Annotated in this window: 23 protein-coding genes; 19 read left to right on the forward strand and 4 right to left on the reverse strand. The window is 73.2% G+C overall.

The annotated features are described in order from the left end of the window. The first annotated feature begins 77 nt into the window (after positions 1-77). The 8 genes from glmS (at position 78) to ACWGN5_RS28425 (ending at position 8,578) form a co-directional block, all read left to right on the forward strand. Positions 78-1,925: a glutamine--fructose-6-phosphate transaminase (isomerizing) gene (gene glmS / locus ACWGN5_RS28390; protein WP_453520233.1), complete on the forward strand. Its 1,848-nt coding sequence runs from the start codon at positions 78-80 to the stop codon at positions 1,923-1,925. A 7-nt stretch (positions 1,926-1,932) separates the two neighbouring features. After that, positions 1,933-2,301: a holo-ACP synthase gene (locus ACWGN5_RS28395; protein WP_453520237.1), complete on the forward strand. Its 369-nt coding sequence runs from the start codon at positions 1,933-1,935 to the stop codon at positions 2,299-2,301. Positions 2,302-2,972: 671 nt separating this feature from the next. Continuing rightward, complete coding sequence (locus tag ACWGN5_RS28400) at positions 2,973-4,424, forward strand: NAD(P)H-hydrate dehydratase (RefSeq protein ID WP_453520240.1); 1,452 nt, start codon at positions 2,973-2,975, stop codon at positions 4,422-4,424. 176 nt (positions 4,425-4,600) lie between these two features. After that, positions 4,601-5,461, forward strand: coding sequence for a L,D-transpeptidase (locus ACWGN5_RS28405; RefSeq protein WP_453520243.1), 861 nt, complete (start codon positions 4,601-4,603; stop codon positions 5,459-5,461). A 20-nt stretch (positions 5,462-5,481) separates the two neighbouring features. Next, the gene (alr, locus tag ACWGN5_RS28410; RefSeq protein ID WP_453520246.1) at positions 5,482-6,630 is read left to right on the forward strand and encodes an alanine racemase; all 1,149 of its coding nucleotides are present in this window, start codon (positions 5,482-5,484) and stop codon (positions 6,628-6,630) included. A 6-nt stretch (positions 6,631-6,636) separates the two neighbouring features. After that, a complete protein-coding gene (locus tag ACWGN5_RS28415) occupies positions 6,637-7,800 on the forward strand; it encodes an alpha/beta fold hydrolase (RefSeq protein ID WP_453520249.1) in 1,164 nt (387 codons plus the stop codon). A gap of 9 nt (positions 7,801-7,809) precedes the next feature. Further along, positions 7,810-8,310, forward strand: coding sequence for a tRNA (adenosine(37)-N6)-threonylcarbamoyltransferase complex ATPase subunit type 1 TsaE (tsaE, locus tag ACWGN5_RS28420; protein ID WP_453520252.1), 501 nt, complete (start codon positions 7,810-7,812; stop codon positions 8,308-8,310). Between the two features lie 115 nt (positions 8,311-8,425). Beyond that, entirely contained in the window at positions 8,426-8,578 is a 153-nt protein-coding gene (locus ACWGN5_RS28425) for a hypothetical protein (protein ID WP_453520255.1), read from the forward strand. On the opposite strand, the gene ACWGN5_RS28430 is transcribed toward ACWGN5_RS28425, so the two are convergent. Beyond that, complete coding sequence (locus tag ACWGN5_RS28430; RefSeq protein WP_453520286.1) at positions 8,575-9,117, reverse strand: hypothetical protein; 543 nt, start codon at positions 9,115-9,117, stop codon at positions 8,575-8,577. The two genes, ACWGN5_RS28425 and ACWGN5_RS28430, sit on opposite strands and share 4 nt — an antisense overlap. A 120-nt stretch (positions 9,118-9,237) precedes the next feature. Between ACWGN5_RS28430 and tsaB the strand changes: the two genes are divergently transcribed. The 7 genes from tsaB to ACWGN5_RS28465 all read left to right on the forward strand — a co-directional run bounded on the left by tsaB (position 9,238) and on the right by ACWGN5_RS28465 (position 14,401). Then, the gene (gene tsaB / locus ACWGN5_RS28435) at positions 9,238-9,894 is read left to right on the forward strand and encodes a tRNA (adenosine(37)-N6)-threonylcarbamoyltransferase complex dimerization subunit type 1 TsaB (protein WP_453520258.1); all 657 of its coding nucleotides are present in this window, start codon (positions 9,238-9,240) and stop codon (positions 9,892-9,894) included. Positions 9,895-9,926: 32 nt separating this feature from the next. Further along, entirely contained in the window at positions 9,927-10,391 is a 465-nt protein-coding gene (gene rimI / locus ACWGN5_RS28440; RefSeq protein ID WP_351192155.1) for a ribosomal protein S18-alanine N-acetyltransferase, read from the forward strand. After that, positions 10,391-11,497 (forward strand): tRNA (adenosine(37)-N6)-threonylcarbamoyltransferase complex transferase subunit TsaD, encoded by a 1,107-nt coding sequence (gene tsaD, locus ACWGN5_RS28445; RefSeq protein WP_453520261.1) that lies wholly within the window; start codon positions 10,391-10,393, stop codon positions 11,495-11,497. Before rimI ends, tsaD begins: the two co-directional genes overlap by 1 nt. A gap of 11 nt (positions 11,498-11,508) precedes the next feature. Continuing rightward, positions 11,509-11,748 carry a hypothetical protein gene (locus tag ACWGN5_RS28450; protein WP_453520290.1) on the forward strand — a complete coding sequence of 80 codons (240 nt, stop codon included), beginning with the start codon at positions 11,509-11,511 and terminating at the stop codon, positions 11,746-11,748. Between the two features lie 57 nt (positions 11,749-11,805). Further along, on the forward strand, positions 11,806-12,654 hold the full coding sequence (locus ACWGN5_RS28455) for a polysaccharide deacetylase family protein (RefSeq protein ID WP_453520264.1): 849 nt from the start codon (positions 11,806-11,808) through the stop codon (positions 12,652-12,654). Between the two features lie 120 nt (positions 12,655-12,774). Beyond that, entirely contained in the window at positions 12,775-13,140 is a 366-nt protein-coding gene (locus ACWGN5_RS28460; protein WP_369145988.1) for a YciI family protein, read from the forward strand. Between the two features lie 61 nt (positions 13,141-13,201). After that, complete coding sequence (locus ACWGN5_RS28465) at positions 13,202-14,401, forward strand: RNA polymerase sigma factor (RefSeq protein WP_453520293.1); 1,200 nt, start codon at positions 13,202-13,204, stop codon at positions 14,399-14,401. Here the strand turns inward: ACWGN5_RS28465 and ACWGN5_RS28470 are convergent. The 3 genes from ACWGN5_RS28470 to ACWGN5_RS28480 are packed head-to-tail and all read right to left on the reverse strand — an operon-like array spanning position 14,395 to position 17,692. Further along, positions 14,395-15,849, reverse strand: a complete 1,455-nt coding sequence (locus ACWGN5_RS28470) for a hypothetical protein (RefSeq protein WP_453520268.1) — start codon at positions 15,847-15,849, stop codon at positions 14,395-14,397. The two genes, ACWGN5_RS28465 and ACWGN5_RS28470, sit on opposite strands and share 7 nt — an antisense overlap. Next, positions 15,842-16,489 (reverse strand): hypothetical protein, encoded by a 648-nt coding sequence (locus tag ACWGN5_RS28475; protein WP_453520271.1) that lies wholly within the window; start codon positions 16,487-16,489, stop codon positions 15,842-15,844. The genes ACWGN5_RS28470 and ACWGN5_RS28475 overlap by 8 nt, the downstream gene beginning before the upstream one ends. 15 nt (positions 16,490-16,504) lie before the next feature. Next, a complete protein-coding gene (locus tag ACWGN5_RS28480) occupies positions 16,505-17,692 on the reverse strand; it encodes a THUMP-like domain-containing protein (RefSeq protein WP_453520274.1) in 1,188 nt (395 codons plus the stop codon). Positions 17,693-17,821: 129 nt separating this feature from the next. On the opposite strand from ACWGN5_RS28480, the gene ACWGN5_RS28485 reads away from it, so the two are divergent. From ACWGN5_RS28485 to groL, 4 genes are all read left to right on the forward strand, one after another. Further along, entirely contained in the window at positions 17,822-18,736 is a 915-nt protein-coding gene (locus tag ACWGN5_RS28485) for a polysaccharide deacetylase family protein (protein WP_453520277.1), read from the forward strand. Continuing rightward, the gene (locus tag ACWGN5_RS28490) at positions 18,733-18,972 is read left to right on the forward strand and encodes a hypothetical protein (RefSeq protein WP_453520280.1); all 240 of its coding nucleotides are present in this window, start codon (positions 18,733-18,735) and stop codon (positions 18,970-18,972) included. The genes ACWGN5_RS28485 and ACWGN5_RS28490 overlap by 4 nt, the downstream gene beginning before the upstream one ends. A gap of 146 nt (positions 18,973-19,118) precedes the next feature. After that, a complete protein-coding gene (gene groES / locus ACWGN5_RS28495; RefSeq protein ID WP_017239619.1) occupies positions 19,119-19,427 on the forward strand; it encodes a co-chaperone GroES in 309 nt (102 codons plus the stop codon). A 144-nt stretch (positions 19,428-19,571) separates the two neighbouring features. Further along, positions 19,572-21,199: chaperonin GroEL (groL, locus tag ACWGN5_RS28500; RefSeq protein WP_453520283.1), on the forward strand; the 1,628-nt coding region annotated here is incomplete at its 3' end.

A 21,199-nucleotide genomic window follows, 5' to 3' on the forward strand; every position in this document is an offset into this window, starting at 1 on the left:
CGCCACCGTTGACGCGGCCCGCGTCGACTCGGGTCGGGGTCCGGCCGGTGGGGCGGGTTCCGCCGTAGTCTGCCGTCATGTGCGGAATCGTGGGATACGTCGGCGGGCAGTCGGCGCTTGATGTGGTCGTCGCGGGGCTGAAGCGGCTGGAGTACCGGGGGTACGACTCCGCCGGGGTCGCCGTGCTCGCCGACGGCGGGCTCGCCGCGGCCAAGAAGGCGGGCAAGCTCGTCAACCTGGAGAAGGAACTCGTCGACCGGCCGCTGCCCGGCGGCTCCGTCGGCATCGGGCACACCCGCTGGGCCACCCACGGCGGGCCCACCGACGCCAACGCCCACCCCCACCTCGACAACGCCGGGCGGGTCGCCGTCGTCCACAACGGCATCATCGAGAACTTCGCCTGCCTGCGGGAGGAGCTCGCCGAGCGCGGTCACACGCTGCTCTCCGAGACCGACACCGAGGTCGTGGCCCACCTCCTCGCCGAGGAGTTCTCCTCCGCCGGGGACCTCGCCGAGGCCATGCGGCTCGTCTGCCGCCGGCTCGACGGGGCCTTCACCCTCGTCGCCGTCCACGCCGACCAGCCCGACGTCGTCGTCGGCGCCCGCCGGAACTCGCCGCTCGTCGTCGGCGTGGGGGAGGGGGAGAACTTCCTCGCCTCCGACGTCTCCGCGTTCATCGCCCACACCCGGTCCGCGATCGAACTCGGCCAGGACCAGGTCGTCGAGCTCACCCGGGACGGCGTCACCGTCACCGACTTCGACGGGGTCCCCGCCGACGTACGGGCCTACCACGTCGACTGGGACGCCTCCGCCGCCGAGAAGGGCGGCTACGACTACTTCATGCTCAAGGAGATCGCCGAACAGCCCAAGGCCGTCGCCGACACCCTCCTCGGGCGGATCGACGGGGCCGGCCGGCTCACCCTCGACGAGGTCCGCATCCCCGACTCCGTGCTCCGCGAGGCCGACAAGGTCGTCATCATCGCGTGCGGCACCGCCTTCCACGCCGGGCTCATCGCCAAGTACGCCATCGAGCACTGGACCCGGATCCCCTGCGAGGTCGAGCTCGCCAGCGAGTTCCGCTACCGCGACCCGATTCTCAACCGGCGCACCCTCGTCATCGCCATCTCCCAGTCCGGCGAGACCATGGACACCCTGATGGCGCTGCGGCACGCGCGCGAGCAGGGCGCCAAGGTGCTGGCCGTGTGCAACACGAACGGTTCGACGATCCCGAGGGAGTCGGACGCGGTCCTCTACACCCACGCAGGGCCCGAGGTCGCCGTCGCCTCCACCAAGGCCTTCCTCACCCAGCTGGTGGCCTGCTATCTGCTCGCGCTCTACCTCGGCCAGGTGCGCGGCACCAAGTGGGGCGACGAGATCCACGACGTCGTCCGCGACCTCGCCCGGATCGGCGACGACGTCGAGCGCGTCCTGGACACCATGGAGCCGGTACGGGCCCTGGCCCGGTCCCTCGCCGACAAGGACACCGTGCTGTTCCTGGGGCGTCACGTCGGCTACCCCGTGGCCCTGGAGGGCGCGCTGAAGCTCAAGGAGCTCGCGTACATGCACGCCGAGGGCTTCGCGGCCGGCGAGCTCAAGCACGGGCCGATCGCGCTCATCGAGGAGGACCTGCCGGTCGTCGTGGTCGTGCCCTCGCCGCGCGGGCGGTCCGTCCTCCACGACAAGATCGTCTCCAACATCCAGGAGATCCGGGCGCGGGGAGCCCGGACCATCGTCATCGCCGAGGAGGGCGACGAAGCCGTCGTCCCGTACGCCGACCACCTCGTCCGCATCCCCGCCACGCCTACGCTGCTCCAGCCGCTGGTCGCCACGGTGCCGCTCCAGGTCTTCGCCTGCGAGCTCGCCACCGCGCGGGGCAACGAGGTCGACCAGCCGCGCAACCTGGCCAAATCCGTGACCGTGGAGTGAGTGGGAAATGATCATTGGGGTGGGGATCGACGTGGCGGAGATCGACCGCTTCGCCGCGTCGATCGAGCGCACACCGGGGCTGCTGCAGCGCCTCTTCGTCGAGAGCGAGCTGCTGCTCGCGAGCGGCGAGCGGCGCGGCGTCGCCTCGCTCGCCGTGCGCTTCGCCGCGAAGGAGGCGGTGGCGAAGGCCCTTGGCGCGCCCGGCGGGCTGCACTGGACCGACGCCGAGGTGTACGTCGAGGACAGCGGCCAGCCACGGCTGCGGGTCCGGGGGACGGTGGCGGCGCGGGCGGCGGAGCTGGGTGTCCGACACTGGCACGTCTCGCTGAGCCATGACGCGGGGGTGGCGTCGGCGGTGGTGATCGCAGAGGGCTGAGCACCGCCCGCGCCGTTGCCGGGCGGCGCCCCGCCGCCGTGTGGGGCCCGCGCCTTTGCCGGGCGGCGCCCGGGCCCACCGCCCGTGTGGGGCCCGCGCCCTCGCTGGGCGGCGCCCCGGCTCACCGCCCGCGTGGGGCCCGCGCCCTTGCTGGGCGGCGCCCCGGCTCACCGCCCGTGTGGGGCCCGCGCCCTTGCTGGGCGGCGCCCCGGCTCACCGCCCGTGTGGGGCCCGCGCCGCGATGGGGGGCGCACGGGCCCACCCCCGTGTGGGCAATCGTCCCGCTGGGGCGGGACGGGTGGGCACACGGGACGGCGCCCTCTCGCGGCGCCTCCGCGTTCCGCGCCCTGACCCGCACCCCGAGCGCGCCGTCACCGTGGGTGCGGGTTCAGGCGCGGGAACCTCTGGCGCCGGCAAGGGCGCCGTTCCGTTGTGCCCACCCGTTCCGCCCCTTGCGGAACGCCTGCCGACAACGGGGTGGGCACCGCCCCAGCGGAACGCCTGCCCACAACGGGGTGGGCGCCGTCCGGGCGGGTGGGCTCCGCCCCAGCGGAACGATTGCCCACAACGGGCGGAAGCGCGCCCACAACGGGCGGAAGCGCGCCCACAACGGCGGAAGCGCGCCCACAACGGCGGAAGCGGGCCCGCAACGGGGAGGGCAGACTGCTCGTATGCGTAGTGCTTATCGCGTGGAGACCGTTCGGGCCGCCGAGGCCGCGCTCATGGCCCGGCTCCCCGCCGGCGCCCTCATGCAGCGCGCCGCCGCCGGCCTCGCCGCCGCCTGTTGTTCCCTGCTCGGCAAGGGCCGGGTGTACGGCGCCCGCGTCGTCCTCCTCGTCGGCAGCGGCGACAACGGCGGCGACGCCCTGTACGCCGGCGCCCGGCTCGCCCGGCGCGGCGCCGGCGTCACGGCCGTGCTGCTCGGGGAGCGGGCGCACGACGCCGGGCTCGCGGCGCTCCGCGCGGCGGGCGGCCGCGTCGCCGACGACCCGTTCGAGCCCCTCGCCCGCGCCGACCTCGTCCTCGACGGCATCACCGGCATCGGAGGCCGCGGCGGGCTCCGCCCGGACGCCGTCCCCGTCGCCCGCGCCGCCCGCGGCTCCGACGCCGTCGTCGTCGCCGTCGACCTGCCCAGCGGTGTCGACGCCGACACCGGCGAGGTCCACGGGGAGGCGCTGCCCGCCGACGCGACGATCACCTTCGGCGCGTACAAGCCCGGTCTGCTCGTCGACCCCGCGCGTGAGTACGCGGGCGCGCTGCGGCTCGTCGACATCGGGCTCGGCCCCCTCCTCCCGGGCGTGCCCGACCTGGAGGCCCTCCAGCACGGCGACCTGGCGTGGCTGCTGCCCGCGCCGGGCGCCGAGAGCGACAAGTACCGGCGCGGGGTCGTCGGCGTCGTCGCCGGTTCCACCCGCTACCCCGGCGCCGCCGTCCTCGCCGTCGCGGGCGCCCTGCGCGGCGGCGCCGGGGCCGTGCGGTACGTCGGGCCCGCCGGGGACACCGTGCTCGCCGCCCACCCCGAGACCCTCGTGCACTCCGGGCGCCCCGAGAAGGCCGGCCGGGTCCAGGCCTGGGTCGTCGGGCCGGGCCTCGGCGAAGGGCCGGGCGCCGGGGTCGCGGTCGGCGAGGTCCTCGACTCCGACGTCCCCGTCCTCGTCGACGCCGACGGCCTCCGCGGCCTCGACCCCGCCGCCGTCCGCGGCCGCACCGCCCCGACCCTGCTCACCCCGCACGCCGGCGAGGCGGCGGCGCTTCTCGGCGTCGCCCGTGAGGAGGTCGAGGCCGGGCGGCTCGCCGCCGTCCGGGAGCTGGCGGGCCGCTTCGGGGCGACCGTGCTGCTGAAGGGTTCGACGACGGTGGTGTGCGGGGCGGGTGGGGTCGGCCCCGTACGGGTCAATCCGACCGGGACCTCCTGGCTCGCCACGGCCGGCAGCGGCGACGTCCTGTCCGGCCTCGCGGGCTCTCTCCTCGCGGCCGGCCTCCCGGCCCTGGACGCGGCCTCCTGTGCGGCCTACCTCCACGGTCTCGCCGCCCGGCGGGCGTCGGAGGGCGGGGCGCCGGTGACGGCGACGGAGGTGGCGGACTCGCTGCGGGGGGCGTGGCGGGACGTGACGGCGTCTTAGGCGCCCGGGGGCCCGCCGGCCCTCCAGGGGCCCGCCCCACTCGGCTCCCCCAGGGGCCCGCCCCCCCACTCGGCTCCCCCAGGGGCCCGACCCCGACCCCCACTCGGGTCAACCCCGTTCGCCCACCCGTGGGTTCCCGCGCGCCCGTTCGGCGGCGGGCGGATTGGGTGGGTGGGGTGATCCGTTGGAGAAGCCGTACCGCGCCCCTGTTGTTCGTCCTCGCCGCCTCCCTCGCGCTGGCGCCCGCCGCCGGCGCCGCCCCGCCCTTCAGCGAACCCGACCCGCTCGTGCCCGGGGTCGTCGGGGGCGGGCGGGCCGAGTTTCCGATGGACACGCCCGATCAGGTGCTGCCGCCCCTGCACGAGGAGGAGGCGGACGGCGTCCCCGTGCCCGAGCCCGAGGAGGAGGTCGACGAGCTCGTCGAGTACCTGCCCCGGAGCGCCGTCGGAGCCGCCTGCACCGCCAAGGCCGGCGTCCACCAGCGGCGGGTCGAGCGGCTCCTCGGGCTGCCCGTCGACGGGAAGCAGTCCGCCGCCGACTGCCGGGCCATCCGCGCCTTCCAGGTGAAGGAGAAGATCAAGCCGGCCGTCGGCTACGCCGGACCCGTCACCTGGGCGCGCGCCGAGCTGCTCGCCGCCCGGAAGAGCCTCGACCCCGGCCGGCGCTGCCCCGTGAAGACGTACGCCGTCGCCTGCGTCGACCTCGACCGGCAGCTCATGTGGGTGCGAAAGGGGAAGAAGGTGACGTATGCGGTCGTCAACGTGCGGACCGGGCGGCCCGGTTACGCCACCCGTACCGGCTGGCACACCGTCTACTGGCGCCACAAGGACCACTGGTCGTCCATCTACGACACCCCCATGCCGTACGCCCAGTTCTTCAGCGGCGGGCAGGCCTTCCACGCCGTGTACGGGCAGCTCGCCACGCCCGGCGGCAGCCGCGGCTGCGTCAATCTGAGCTACGCCGACGCGCGGAAACTCTGGGGCGTCCTCCGTAAGGGTGACCGGGTCTACATCTGGGGAAAGCGGCCCGGCAGCTGACACCTGAGAGACTGGGCGCGATGACTGAGACACCTCCGCCCCCCAGGGCCCGCGCCGAGATCGACCTCGGCGCGCTGCGTGCGAACGTCCGCACGCTGCGCGCCCGCGTCGCCCCCCACGTCCGGATCATGGCCGTGGTCAAGGCCGACGCGTACGGACACGGCGCCCTGCGCTGTGCCCGTGCCGCCCTGGACGCGGGCGCGGACTGGCTCGGCACGGCCACCCCGCACGAGGCGCTCGCCCTGCGCGCCGCGGGCATCACGGACGTTCCCGTCATGTGCTGGCTCTGGACCCCCGGCGACCCCTGGGACCAGGGCATCGAGGCCGGGCTCGACATCTCGGTGAGCGGGATGTGGGCCCTGGAGGAGGTCGTCCGGGCGGCGAGGAAGGTCGGCAGGACCGCCAGGATCCAGCTCAAGGCCGACACCGGGCTCGGCCGCAACGGCTGTCAGCCCGCCGACTGGCCCGAGCTGGTCGCCGCCGCCCTGAAGGCCGAGGTCGACGGGCTCGTGAAGGTGACCGGCCTCTGGTCGCACTTCGCCTGCGCCGACGAGCCGCACCACCCGTCGATCGCCGCCCAGCTCGACGTCTTCCGCTCGATGCTGGACCACGCCGAGCAGGCGGGTGTCCGGCCCGAGGTCCGGCACATCGCGAACTCCCCGGCCACCCTCACGCTGCCCGAGGCCCACTTCGACCTGGTCAGGCCCGGCATCGCGATGTACGGCGTCTCGCCGAGCCCCGAGCTCGGCACCTCCGCGGAGCTCGGCCTGCGGCCCGTCATGTCGCTCAAGGCGAGCCTCGCGCTGGTGAAGCACGTCCCCGCCGGGCACGGGGTGAGTTACGGGCACCACTACGTGACCGGCGAGGCGACCACCCTGGGGCTCATCCCGCTCGGGTACGCCGACGGGGTTCCCCGGCACGCCTCCGGGCGGGGGCCCGTCCTCGTCGACGGCCGCGTCCGTACCGTCGCCGGGCGCGTCGCCATGGACCAGTTCGTGGTCGACCTCGGCGGGGACACCCCGGAGCCCGGCACCGAGGCCGTGCTCTTCGGCCCCGGGGACCGGGGCGAGCCGACGGCCGAGGACTGGGCGGTGGCCGCCGACACCATCGCGTACGAGATCGTCACCCGGATCGGGGCGCGCGTCCCGCGGGTCTACCTGGGGGAGTAGCCCGCGATGGCGGAGTCGAGTGGCAGCAGCTGGCGGCGTGCCGGGTTCGCCGGTGCCGCGATAGGCGTCCTGGCCGCGGGCGCGGCCGCCGGGGTCGCCGTCGAACGGCTCACCGTCGGCCGCTCCGTACGGCAGAAGGCACGGCTCGCCCTGGACGCCACCGGCCCGTACGGCGGTCTGCGCGGCACCCCCGGGCGGGCCCTCGCCGACGACGGGACCGTCCTGCACTACGAGGTGGACGAGGTCGAGGCGGACGCCCCGCCGGCCCGCCGCCGGAGGCTCTTCGGGCGCCGCGAGCCCGCGCCCGTCACCGTCGTCTTCAGCCACGGCTACTGCCTCAACCAGGACTCCTGGCACTTCCAGCGGGCCGCCCTGCGCGGTCTGGTCCGTACCGTCCACTGGGACCAGCGCAGCCACGGTCGCTCCGGCCACGGGGTCTCCCAGGCCGGGCCCGACGGGGTGCCCGTCTCCATCGACCGGCTCGGCCGCGACCTCAAGGCGGTCCTCGACGCGGCCGCGCCCGAGGGGCCGCTGGTCCTCGTCGGGCACTCGATGGGCGGCATGACGGTGATGGCGCTCGCCGAGCAGTACCCGGAGCTGATCCGCGACCGGGTCGTCGGCGTCGCCCTCGTCGGCACCTCGGCGGGGAAGCTCGGGGAGGTGACGTACGGGCTGCCGCTCGCCGGCGTCAACGCCGTCCGGCGGGTCCTGCCGGGCGTCCTGCGGGCCCTCGGCTCCCAGGCGGAGCTGGTCGAGCGCGGGCGGCGGGCGACCGCCGACCTGTTCGCCGGGCTGATCAAGAAGTACTCGTTCGCGTCGAAGGACGTGGACCCGGCGGTCGCCCGCTTCGCCGAGCGGATGATCGAGTCGACCCCGATCGACGTCGTCGCCGCCTTCTACCCGGCCTTCGCCGAGCACGACAAGACGGCCGCCCTCGCCGCCTTCCGCGAGCTGCCGGTGCTCGCGCTCGCCGGGGACAACGACCTGGTCACCCCCAGCTCGCACACCGAGGCCATCGCCGCCCTCCTGCCGGACGCGGAGCTGGTCATCGTCCCGGACGCGGGCCACCTGGTGATGCTGGAGCACCCGGAGGCGGTCACCGACCGGCTCGCCGACCTGCTGGTCCGGTCCGGCGCCGTCCCGGCCGGGGAGGGCTTCCGCACGCGCTAGGTTTGCCGTATGGAAGCAGCACATCCGCCCGTCTCCGGCGCCACCCTCTCCGTCGACTCCCCGCAGCGGATGCAGGAGCTCGGTCGCCGGCTCGCGAAGATCCTCCGGCCCGGTGACCTCGTCATGCTCACCGGTGAGCTCGGCGCCGGGAAGACCACCCTGACCCGCGGCCTCGGCGAGGGCCTCGGCGTGCGCGGGGCCGTCACCTCCCCGACCTTCGTCATCGCCCGCGTCCACCCGTCCCTCGTCGGCGGTCCGGCCCTGGTCCACGTCGACGCGTACCGGCTCGGCGGCGGTCTCGACGAGATGGAGGACCTCGACCTGGACGTGTCGCTGCCCGAGTCCGTGATCGTCGTCGAGTGGGGCGACGGCAAGGTCGAGGAGCTGACCGACGACCGGCTGCACCTGCTCATCCACCGGGTGACCGGCGACACCGACGACGACCGGCGCACGGTCGTGCTGCGCGGGATCGGCGCGCGCTGGGCCGACGAGGACCTGGATCTGTTCTGAGCCGTCCGTACGTAGGTTCCGACAACGTGTCGGGAAGGTGTTGCGTGGGTCGCACGAGCCGTGGTGACATGGAGGCACGAGCTGGTTAGGTGTACCTAACCTACGGGAGGCATGCATGGCGACGCCCGAACGCGCGGAACCCGGCCGGGACCACGTCTCGATGAGCGAGCTGCTCGCGTCCTGCGCGGCCGCGCGCGCCCTGTCGACCCCGCCACCGACGGAGACCGAGGAAGAGGAGCCCGTACCCGTACGGGACGAGGCGGCCTAGCCGACGACGACGACCTTCGCGCCGATCACCGCGAACGTCCACATCGCGTCCCCGTCGGCCCGCTTCATCCGGATGCCGCCGGTCTTCCGCGCCGGGTCCGGGGACGGCGTCGAGCCGTCGACCGCCGCGCTGAAGCCGATCGCCACGTCCTGGGCCGTCGCGAACCGCACCACGTGCTCGATCTGCACCCCGTCCGAACCGCGCACCGAACCCGAGCGCGAGGTCACCTTGTACGCCCCCGGCACCGGGTCGACCGTGCTCGGCCACACCGCGAACGTCCGGGTGGCCTTGCCCTTGCCGTCCACGAGCCACACCCGGCGGTCGGTGAGCGAGTACACGACCCGCTCGCCGCTGCCCGAGTTCGCGGGGACGGTGAGGGGGTCCTTGGCCGGCTGCTTCGGGCCGCCGCTCGGCGAGACGGAGGGGGCGGCCGTGCCCGGCGTCCGCGGCTTCACCGACAGATCGGCGGGCGCGTTCGCCGAGGCCTGGTAGGCGAGGACGCCGACCGCGACAATGGCCGCCGCCGTGAGCCCGGCCACGAATCCCGAGCTGCTCCGTGCCACCGTGCCCACCTCTCGTACGTACGTATCGAAGGGTGACGGTAGCAGTCGCCCGCCCGAGGTTCGGGGCAGCGTGCCCGGGAGCCGTAGGCTGTTCGCGTGCTGTTGCTCGCCATGGATACCGCCACCCCCGCCGTCACCGTCGCCCTCCACGACGGCGAGACCGTCGTCGCCGCGTCGAGCCAGGTCGACGCCCGCCGCCACGGGGAGCTGCTGCTGCCCGCCGTCGACCGGGTCCTCGCCGAGGCCGGTCTCAAGCTCGACGCGGTCACCGGGATCGTCGTCGGCGTCGGCCCCGGCCCGTACACCGGGCTCCGCGTCGGCCTCGTCACGGCCGCGGCCTTCTCGTCCGCGCTCGGCGTGCCGGTGCACGGCCTGTGCACCCTCGACGGCCTCGCGTACGCCTCCGGGATCGACGAGCCCTTCGCCGTCGCGACGGACGCCCGGCGCAAGGAGGTCTACTGGGCGCGGTACGAGAACTCCCGCACCCGCGTGACCGACGCGGCCGTCGACCGGCCCGCCGACATCGCCGCCTCCCTCGCCGGACTCCCCGTCGTCGGCGCCGGCGCCCTCCTCTACCCCGAGGCCTTCCCGGACGCCCGCGAGCCCGAGCACCAGTCGGCCGCCGCGCTCGCCGCCCTGGCCGCGGAGAAGCTCAAGGCCGGCGGGGAGGGCTTCCTCGACCCGCTGCCGATGTACCTGCGCCGCCCCGACGCGCAGGTGCCGAAGAACTACAAGGTGGTCACCCCCAAGTGAGCGCCGCGACGCAGACCGCCGTGCTGCGCGAGATGCGCTGGTGGGACATCGAGCCGGTGCTCGCGCTCGAAGCCGAGCTGTTCCCCGAGGACGCCTGGTCGGAGGGGATGTTCTGGTCGGAGCTCGCGCACGCCAGGGGCCCGCGGGCCACCCGCCACTACGTCGTCGCGGAGGACCCGGCCGACGGCCGGCTCGTCGGGTACGCCGGGCTCGCCGCCGCCGGCGGACTCGGCGACGTGCAGACGATCGCCGTCTCCCGCGACCAGTGGGGCACCGGCCTCGGCGCCCGGCTCCTCACCGACCTGCTGAAGGAAGCCACCGCCTTCGAGTGCGAGGAGGTCCTCCTCGAAGTGCGCGTGGACAACACCCGGGCCCAGAAGCTCTACGAGCGCTTCGGCTTCGAGCCCATCGGGTTCCGGCGCGGCTACTACCAGCCGGGCAATGTCGACGCGCTCGTGATGCGACTGATCGTTCAAGGAACTGGGACTGAGATCTGATGGCTGCTGACGAACCGCTGGTACTCGGCATCGAGACCTCCTGCGACGAGACCGGCGTCGGCATCGTCCACGGGACCACCCTCCTCGCCGACGCCGTCGCCTCCAGCGTCGACACCCACGCCCGCTTCGGCGGCGTCGTCCCCGAGATCGCCTCCCGCGCCCACCTGGAGGCCATGGTCCCGACGATCGAGCGCGCCCTGAAGACGGCGGGGATCTCCGCGAAGGACCTCGACGGCATCGCCGTCACCGCGGGACCCGGCCTCGCGGGCGCCCTGCTCGTCGGCGTCTCCGCCGCCAAGGCGTACGCCTACGCCCTCGGCAAGCCGCTCTACGGCGTCAACCACCTCGCCTCGCACATCTGCGTCGACCAGCTGGAGCACGGCAAGCTGCCCGAGCCGACGATGGCCCTGCTGGTCTCCGGCGGGCACTCCTCGCTGCTGCTCTCCAGCGACATCACCTCCGACGTGCGGCCGATGGGCGCCACCATCGACGACGCGGCCGGCGAGGCCTTCGACAAGATCGCCCGCGTCCTCGACCTCGGCTTCCCCGGCGGACCGGTCATCGACCGGCTCGCCAGGGAGGGCGACCCGGCGGCGATCGCCTTCCCGCGCGGCCTCAGCGGTTCCCGCGACCCCGCGTACGACTTCTCCTTCTCCGGCCTCAAGACCGCGGTGGCCCGCTGGATCGAGGCCAAGCGGGCGGCCGGCGAGGACGTGCCCGTACGGGACGTGGCCGCGTCCTTCCAGGAGGCGGTCGTCGACGTGCTCACCCGAAAGGCCGTCCGGGCCTGCAAGGACGAGGGCGTCGACCACCTGATGATCGGCGGCGGCGTCGCCGCGAACTCGCGGCTGCGGGCCCTCGCCCAGGAGCGCTGCGAGCGCGCCGGGATCCGGCTGCGGGTGCCGCGGCCGGGCCTGTGCACGGACAACGGCGCGATGGTCGCGGCCCTGGGCTCCGAGATGGTCGCCCGCAACCGGCCGGCCTCGGACCTGGAGCTGTCCGCGGACTCCTCGCTGCCGGTGACGGACCCGCACGTGCCGGGCGCTTCGCACGGCCACGACCACGATCACGTGCACGAGGTCAGCAAGGAGAACCTGTACTCGTGAGGCTCACGCTCATGTGGGAGGCCAGGGCCGCCCAGGGCCGCGGCGCCGAGCTCCTGGAGTGGGCACGGGCCCGGGTCCTCGCCCGGGAGCCGGTCCGCCGCGAGATGTTCCGGGCCCCGCAGGACCGGGTCCTCGTCCTCACCTGGTGGGAGGCGGACAGCTTCGACGCCGAACTGCCCGAGCTGCCGGAGCCGGACGCGGAGCTGATCACCCGTCCGGTCCACCGCTGGCGCTTCGAATCGGTCGAGTAGGCGATTCCCGACCGGAAATAGAGCAACCTTTCGAGGGTTTCGGGCATCCCACAGCGCGTGAAGAAGACGATCGCGCTGTGGGCGGCCCTGACCACCGTCGCCCTCCTGGTGACCGGCTGCACCGCCTCGGCGGCCGAGGAGCCCGCCGCCCGGCCCTCCGCTCCGGCGAGGACGACCGCCCCCGCGGCCGGGCACGAGGCGCCCGGGGCCCCCGAGACCGCCGCGGCCGCCGCGTACCGGAAATGGGGCCTGAAGCCCTTCGCCGCCCCGCCCGCCCCGCCCGCGGTCAAGCCCGTCGTCCGCCCGGCCGGCGGGCCGGTGCCCGTCATCAGCGAGATACCCACCCACGAGAAGATCGTCTTCATCACTATCGACGACGGGGCCGAGAAGGACCCCGAGTTCGTCCGGATGACGAAGGACCTCAAGGTCCCCTTCACGATGTTCCTCACGGACTCGGCCATACGCGCCGACTACGGCTACTTCGCGCCGCTCATCGCCCAGGGCAACGGCCTCGCCAACCACACCCTCACCCACCCCAACCTGCGCACCCTCTCCCAGGAGGGGCAGCGCCGGGAGATCTGCGGCCAGCAGACGAAGCTGAAGGAGCGGTACGGCACCACCCCGCGGCTCTTCCGCCCGCCGTACGGCAACTGGAACGAGGCCACGCGCGCGGCGGCCGGGGAGTGCGGGGTCGACGCGATCGTGCTGTGGCGCGAGTCCATGCAGATCAAGAACATGCAGTACCAGCGCGGCGACCGGAAGCTGCACCCCGGCGACATCGTCCTGGCCCACTTCCGGGGCCCGTCCGAGCTCAAGGGCCGGACGATGACCGAGATGACGGCGACGATGCTGCGGAAGATCCAGGAGCAGGGCTTCACGGTCGCGCGCCTGGAGGACTACGTCTGAGAAATTCTCCGGGCGGTCCGGGAAATTCTCCGGGCGCGGTGTCGATGCGGACGGATCCCGTTCGACGTATGTGTGGACGGCGGGGAACGGCCCCGCCCACCGCACCACCGAGGAGTCGTCATGCCCCGCTTCCTGTCCCTCGTCCGCATCGAGGAGAACACCATCGACATGGAGAGCGCCGACCCCGGCTTCGAGGAGCGCATGGGCGCGCTCTTCGAGGAGATCACCAAGGCCGGCGCCATGGTCGACACGGCCGGGCTCAAGCCGACCGCCGAGGCCACCCGGATCACCTGGTCGGACGGGAAGCTGTCGTTCACCGACGGCCCGTTCACCGAGACCAAGGAGGTCGTCGGCGGCTACGCGATGCTCCAGTGCAAGGACATGGCCGAGGCCGTCGAGTGGGGCAAGCGGTTCCTGGCCGTGCACCCGACGCACTGGAAGGTCGGCCTGGAGGTCCGCGAGGTCGAGGAGATGCCGGAAGGCTGACCGGCGCTGTGCTGTCATGTGAACCGTGACGGTGGAGAGCACGCTTGAGACGGTCTTCCGGATGGAGTCGGCGCGGATCATCGCCACGGTGGCGCGGATCGTCAGGGACGTCGGCATCGCAGAGGAGATCGCCCAGGACGCGCTCGTCTCCGCCCTGGAGCAGTGGCCGCGGTCAGGAGTCCCGGACAGCCCGGGAGCCTGGCTGACGGCCACGGCCAAGCACCGCGCCGTCGACCTCGTACGGCGGCGCGAGACGTACGCCCGGAAGCTCGCCGAGGTCGGCAGGACGCTCTCCGAGGAGTCGTACGACCCCGAGCCTTCCGGCCCGGGCGACATCGACGACGACGTGCTCCGGCTCGTCTTCACCACCTGCCACCCGGTGCTCTCCGCCGACGCGCGGGCGGCCCTCACGCTGCGGCTCGTCGGCGGGCTGCGGACGGACGAGATCGCCCGCGCCTTCCTCGTGCCGGAGGCGACGGTCGCGGCGCGGATCACCCGCGCCAAGCGGACGCTCGCGAAGGCGGGCGTGGAGTTCGAGGTGCCGTACGGGGAGGACCGGGCGGCACGGCTCGGCTCCGTCCTGGAGGTCGTCTACCTGATCTTCAACGAGGGGTACGCGGCCACCGCCGGCGACGACCTGCTCCGGCCCGGCCTGTGCGAGGACGCGCTGCGGCTCGCCCGGTGCCTGGCCGCCCTGATGCCGGGGGAGAGCGAGGTCCACGGACTCGCCGCCCTGCTCGAACTCCAGGCCTCCCGGACGGCCGCCAGGACCGGCCCCGACGGGCGGCCGGTGCTCCTGGCGGACCAGAACCGCAGCCGCTGGAACCGTCTCCTCGTGCGCCGCGGGTACGCCGCCCTGGCGCGCGCCGGGGACGGGCGCTCCTACGGGCCGTACGCCCTCCAGGCCGCGATCGCCGCCTGCCACGCGCGGGCCGCCTCGTACGAGGCCACGGACTGGCCGACGATCGCCGCGCTGTACGCCCGGCTCGGCACCCTGACGCCGTCCCCGGTGGTCGAACTGAACCGCGCGGTCGCGGTGTCGATGACGGAGGGCCCGGCCGCGGCCCTCGCCCTCGTCGACGCCCTGGCCGGCGAACCCTCCCTGGCCCGCTACCACTTGCTGCCCAGCGTCCGCGGCGACCTCCTCACCCGTCTCGGCCGCACGGCGGAGGCCCGCGCGGAGTTCGAACGGGCGGCGGACCTCACCCGCAACGAGAGCGAGCGGGCGCTGCTGCGGGAACGGGCGCGGGGGGTTCAGTAGCGGAGGATCCGGCCCGCGCAGGTGCCGACGAGGACCGTGCCGTCGGGGGCGACCCGCAGGGAGAGCAGTCCGTACGAGGGCAGGGTGCGCCGGTCGAGGACCGTGCCGTCGGCGGAGTCCACGGAGACGAGGGTGTCGTCCGCGCACAGGGCGTGCAGGACGCCGTCGTGCGCGTCGAGGGCGGTGACCACCGCGTCCAGGGGACGCCGCCAGCCCACGTCTCCGGCGGGGAAGGTCCTGCGGATCAGCTCGCTCCCTCCGTGCACGAGGGCGGGACCGATGGCGTCGGAGACGTACACCGCCCGGCCCAGCGGCGCGTCGGTGGTGAAGAGCGGGGTCTCGGCGGCGGTGCGGGGGTCGACCGCGATCACGTCGTGGCGCCGCCCTCGGGTGAACAGCAGCTCGGGGCAGCCGTGGACGTCCACCGGGTCGAGCTCGTACGGGTCCGGCTCGTGGGCCGTGCCCAGCGGGGTGCCGTCGGCGGCGAAGAACCGGGTGTTGGGGGAGGGGTCCTCCCGGCCGTAGCTGCGGTCGTACGTGTCCCTGATCGCCCAGGCCCCGTCCGTACGGGCCGTCAGGGCGGCCGAGAAGGGCACGGAGGGGCCGTCGAGGACCGTGCCGTCGGAGGTGTCGACGAGGGGGAAGTCGGTCCGGGTACGGCTGTCGGGGCCGGGGACGGCGACCCGTGCCGTCCGCTCGTCGGCGGCGACCACGATCCGCGTACCGCCCACCGCAGACGGGGCGGGAACGCTCCACAGCAGCGAGCCGGCGGGGGACCAGCACTCAAGCAGGGTGTGGTTGCGGGTGGCGAGCACCCGGCCGTCGCTCAGTCCGGCCACGGCCCGGACCGCGCCCCGGCCGTCGTAGCTCCGACCGACGCGCTCGGCGAGCGCCTGGAGGACAGGCAGTGCGGGATCCAGGTCGGAGCCGGGGAGCGGGGCGTACGGGTCCAGCGATCGCCTGCCGAAGACGGACAGGTCGATGGCGTCGGGAGCGAGGCCGAGCCACTCCTCGCGGGCCACGGTGGCCTGGGACCGCTCGAACTCGTCCCCGTCATGCATGGCGAAGAAGGTGAGTTCGAGGGTGCGGGCGTCCGTCCAGTGGACCAGCTCGACACCCCAGTCGGCATCGGCGAAGTCGACGCGGTGGCCGGTTTCGGGTTCGAGGAGAACGAGGCGGCCCTCGCGCATGTAGGCGTCGCCGTTGTCGAAGCCGATGGCGAGGAGCGGAAGCGAGGGGTGAAAGGCCATCGTCTCCGTCTCCATCGCGAACGTCAGGACCTGCGCGCAGGACAGGTCGGCGGCGCGGTAGACCGCCACCCGGCTCAGGTCGGAAATCACCGAACTGACCGCGATCCACTGCCCGTCGTCGCTGACGACCGCTTCGGTCGGATGCCCGAACAGCTCGGGGAAGGGCTCCTCGTGGAGGGGTGTCTGCGGCTCAGCCATGGTGCTCCGTCAGGTGGGCGAACGTGGTCCGGGCGAGGACGTCCAGGGTCTCCGGGGGCGCCGTCGGGGCGAGCTCCGCGAAGGACGCGGCGAAGGCCGGTGACTCCGCGCAGAGGGTCCGCGCCTCCAGCGCCTGGGTGAGGCGCGGGATCAACTCATGGAAACAGAAAGGATGTTCGGCCTCGATGAACGCTCGCAGGCTCTCCTCGTACGAGGCGTACTCGCCCTCGTACGCCCAGTCGTCGAGGGAGAGCAGGAGCGGGAACTGTGCCCGTACCTCCCAGGCGGACAGGGGCACGTCCTCGTACCGCGCGTCGCCCTCGCGGTCCGCGAGGCGCAGCAGGGTCGCGAGGTCCGTCATGAAGGCGGGTACGCCCCGCGCGCCCGCGGCCGTCCGCCAGGTGCGGCGGGCCGGTTCCGGGCAGGTCGCGAAGAAGTCCTCGGTGAACGCGGTGGCCAGGTAGTCCAGTTGGGACGCGAGCTTCTGCGGGGTCTCCCGCCAGGCCGCGTCCCAGTGGTTGAGGCGCAGGACCCGCTTCAGGCGCAGGACCTCCCACTCCAGCGGGTCGGGGCCGGCGGCCAGGCCGGCGAGGTGCGCGAGCGGGCCGCCGGTGAACATGCCTTCCGGGTGCAGTGCCATGAGCGTGAGCTTCCCCTAGGACTGGTTCGCCGGCCGGCCGATCAGCATCGTCGGGGCCCCCGCGACCCGGGTGAGGAGGACGGTCGCCGCGTTGGGGCCCTTCGGCTTCACCTTGCGGCGGATCTCCTCCGGTTCGACCGCCGAGCCGCGCTTCTTCACCGTCAGGACGCCGACCTCGCGCTCCCGCAGCAGGGCCTTCAACTTCTTGAGGTTGAACGGGAGTTCGTCGGTGATCTCGTAGGCGGCGGCGTACGGGGTCTGCTGCAGCTCGTCCGCCGTGACGTACGCGATCGTCTCGTCGATCAGGCCGCCGCCCAGCTCCTCCGCCACCTCGGCGACCAGGTGTGCGCGGATGACGGCGCCGTCCGGCTCGTACAGGTAGCGGCCGACCGGGCGGACCGCCGGGTCCGGCAGCCCCCGGCCCGTCAGGGTGGCCCCGGAGGGCAGCAGGGTGGCCCGGCGGGCGCCCGGCTCCGTGCCGAACCAGAGCACGGCCTCCTTCACGTCCCCGCCGTCCGAGATCCACTCGGCCTCGGCCTCCTCGGGCACCGCCTCGTGGGGGATGCCCGGCGCGATCTTGAGCGCGGCGCGCGGGGCCTTGCGGGCCGCCTCGATCGCCCAGGACAGCGGCGGGGAGTACGCCTCGGGGTCGAAGATCCTGCCCCGGCCGCCGCGCCGCGCCGGGTCGACGAAGACCGCGTCGTAGGGGGTGGTGTCGATCTCGGTGACGTCGGCGCAGCGCACCTCGATCAGGCCCGCGAGGCCCAGCGCCTCGGCGTTGGCCCGGACCGCCTCGGCGGTCAGCGGGTCCCGGTCGACGGCGAGGACGGAGATCCCGGCGCGGGCGAGGGCGATCGCGTCGCCGCCGATCCCGGAGCAGAGGTCGGCGACGCTGCCGACGCCCATCGCCTTCAGCCGGGCCGCCCGGTACGTACCCACCGAGGCGCGGGTCGACTGCTCGACGCCGTTGGGCGTGAAGTACATCCGGTAGGCGTCCTCGGCGCCGAACTTCGCGACCGCCCGCTGCCGCAGCCGCGCCTGCCCGAGGGCCGCGCCGACCAGTTCGGCGGGGTGGTCGCGGCGCAGCCGGGAGGCGATCGCCAGCTCCTGGGCGGGGTCGTAGTCGCGCAGGGTGGCGAGGAGCGTCTGCCCCTCGGGGCTGAGCAGGGCGGCGAAGGAGGCGAGGTCGGTCACCCGTCCCATTCTGGTGCCTGGAAGGCTGTGGGCCGGCCGGGGGACGGTGGGCGCCGTACGGCGGTGTCGTGGCCCGGAGGGGCGTTCGCGCTGACAGGATGCGGCGCCATGCAGCTCGTACGACAAAAGGACCAGATGATGGCATACGGTGCGTACCGCTCCCGCCGGACGCTCGGGGCGGCGCTCGCCGTGGCCGCCCTCGCCTCCGCCGCCACGGCCTGCGCCGGCAGCGCCGAACCCGAGCGCGGCGCACCCGCCCCCGCCGCAGGACAGAAGGCCCCGGGTGCCGCCGGCGCCCTCACCGCCTACGTCGAGAAGGTCCGCGCCCAGCGGGCCGCCCGCGTGCTCGCCGCCAAGAAGTGGGGCCTCGCCAAACCCCCGCTCGACGCGCCCGCCCCGCCCGCCGTCAAACCGAAGATCACCACCCGCAAGGGCTTCGAGACCGACGGCGAGGGCCTGCCGCCCGTCTTCACCACCGTGCCGACCAAGCAGAAGGTCGTCTTCCTGACCATCGACGACGGCGCGGAGAAGGACCCCCGGCTGATCACGATGATGAAAGAGCTGCGGATCCCCTACAGCGCCTTCCTCAGCGACTACGTCGTCAAGGACGACTACGGCTACTTCAAGAAGATGCAGACCTCGCAGGAGTCCGGCGTCTCCCTGCACAACCACACCCTCAACCACCGCTACCTCCCCGGACTCTCGTACAGCCGGCAGAAGCGCGAGATCTGCGGCATGCAGGACGTCATCGAGAAGCAGTTCGGCAAGCGGCCGCCGCTCTTCCGCCCGCCGTACGGCAACTACAACGAGGACACCCTGCGCGCCGCGCAGTCCTGCGGCGTCAAGGCGGTCCCGCTCTGGGCCGCCGAGGCCTTCCCCGACCACATGGAATGGCGCGAGTGGGACCGGGACCTGCACCCCGGCGACATCGTGCTCACCCATTTCCGTGGCAAGGGGGACTGGAAGGGCACCATGCCGGACATGATCCGCCGTGTGATGAACGTGATCACGTCGAAGGGGTACGCGGTGGCGAAGCTCGAGGACTACGTATGAGACGGGTCGCCGTCCTGGCCGTGACCGCGGCGCTGCTCGCCCTCCCCGGCTGCGCCTCCTCCGTCGACCCGATCGAGCGGCTCGGCCGGAAGGCGGCGGAACGGGTGAGCCCCCGGCCCACCCCGGTCGAGACCGTACGGGCCGCGGTGGACGTGAAGACCTGCGAGGGGGCCGAAGTGGTCCGTCCCGTCACGCCACGGAGCGATGAATTGGCACTCCGCTTGACCGAGTGCTAATCGCGGTCATAGTCTCGGCTCTGGCACTCCCCACTGGAGAGTGCCAACACAGCGACGGGCAGGTCCGGCACCCGCGACGACGGATCCACCTGGTCGCCACCTCAGACAGTTAACCCCGTGAGATCTCCGAAGGGGGAGGTCGGATCGTGACGACCACCAGCTCCAAGGTTGCCATCAAGCCGCTCGAGGACCGCATCGTGGTCCAGCCGCTCGACGCCGAGCAGACCACCGCCTCTGGCCTGGTCATTCCGGACACCGCCAAGGAGAAGCCCCAGGAGGGCGTCGTCCTGGCCGTGGGCCCGGGCCGCTTCGAGAACGGCGAGCGTCTGCCGCTCGACGTCAAGACCGGCGACATCGTGCTGTACAGCAAGTACGGCGGCACCGAGGTGAAGTACAACGGCGAGGAGTACCTCGTCCTCTCGGCTCGCGACGTGCTCGCGATCGTCGAGAAGTAAGACGGGGGTCTGGGGGTCGCCCCCCAGAAGTCCCTGTACCGAAGTATCTGAACCAGATGCTTTGAGCTGCGCCCCTTGACCCCGCACCGGGCGTCCGGGGGCGCAGTTCGTTCCACGACATTCCGAGAGGGCTGAACCGCTCCCATGGCGAAGATCCTGAAGTTCGACGAGGACGCCCGTCGCGCCCTTGAGCGCGGCGTCAACAAGCTTGCCGACACGGTGAAGGTGACGATCGGCCCCAAGGGCCGCAACGTCGTCATCGACAAGAAGTTCGGCGCCCCCACCATCACCAACGACGGTGTCACGATCGCCCGCGAGGTCGAGATCGAGGACCCGTACGAGAACCTCGGCGCCCAGCTCGTGAAGGAGGTGGCGACCAAGACCAACGACATCGCGGGTGACGGCACCACCACCGCCACCGTGCTCGCCCAGGCCCTGGTCCGCGAGGGTCTGCGCAACGTCGCCGCCGGCGCCTCCCCGGCCGCCCTGAAGAAGGGCATCGACGCCGCCGTCAAGGCCGTCTCCGACGAGCTCCTCGCCACCGCGCGCCCGATCGAGGACAAGTCCGACATCGCCGCCGTCGCCGCGCTCTCCGCGCAGGACCAGCAGGTCGGCGAGCTCATCGCCGAGGCGATGGACAAGGTCGGCAAGGACGGTGTCATCACCGTCGAGGAGTCCAACACCTTCGGCCTGGAGCTCGACTTCACCGAGGGCATGGCCTTCGACAAGGGCTACCTGTCCCCGTACATGGTCACCGACCAGGAGCGTATGGAGGCCGTCCTCGACGACCCGTACATCCTGATCAACCAGGGCAAGATCTCCTCGATCCAGGACCTGCTGCCCATCCTGGAGAAGGTCATCCAGGCCGGCGCCAGCAAGCCGCTCCTGATCATCGCCGAGGACGTCGAGGGCGAGGCCCTCTCCACCCTCGTCGTCAACAAGATCCGTGGCACCTTCAACGCCGTGGCCGTCAAGGCCCCCGGCTTCGGCGACCGCCGCAAGGCGATGCTCGGCGACATGGCCACCCTCACCGGTGCCACCGTCATCGCCGAGGAGGTCGGCCTCAAGCTCGACCAGGCCGGTCTCGACGTGCTGGGCACCGCCCGCCGCGTGACCATCACCAAGGACGACACCACCATCGTCGACGGTGGCGGCAACTCCGAGGACGTCGCGGGCCGCGTCAACCAGATCAAGGCCGAGATCGAGTCCACGGACTCCGACTGGGACCGCGAGAAGCTCCAGGAGCGCCTCGCGAAGCTCGCCGGCGGCGTGTGCGTGATCAAGGTCGGCGCCGCCACCGAGGTGGAGCTGAAGGAGAAGAAGCACCGTCTGGAGGATGCCATCTCCGCGACCCGCGCCGCGGTCGAGGAGGGCATCGTCTCCGGTGGTGGCTCCGCTCTGGTCCACGCCGTCAAGGTCCTCGAGGGCAACCTCGACAAGACCGGCGACGAGGCCACGGGTGTCGCGGTCGTCCGCCGCGCCGCCGTCGAGCCGCTGCGCTGGATCGCCGAGAACGCCGGCCTCGAGGGCTACGTCATCACCTCGAAGGTGGCGGAGCTGGAGAAGGGCAACGGCTTCAACGCCGCGACCGGCGAGTACGGCGACCTGGTCAAGGCCGGCGTCATCGACCCGGTGAAGGTGACGCGCTCCGCCCTGGAGAACGCCGCCTCGATCGCCTCCCTCCTCCTCACCACCGAGACCCTCGTGGTGGAGAAGAAGGAAGAGGAGCCGGCGGACCACGGCCACGGCCACGGTCACGGCCACTCCCACTG

The sequence above is a fragment of the Streptomyces sp. NPDC055815 genome (assembly GCF_053616475.1).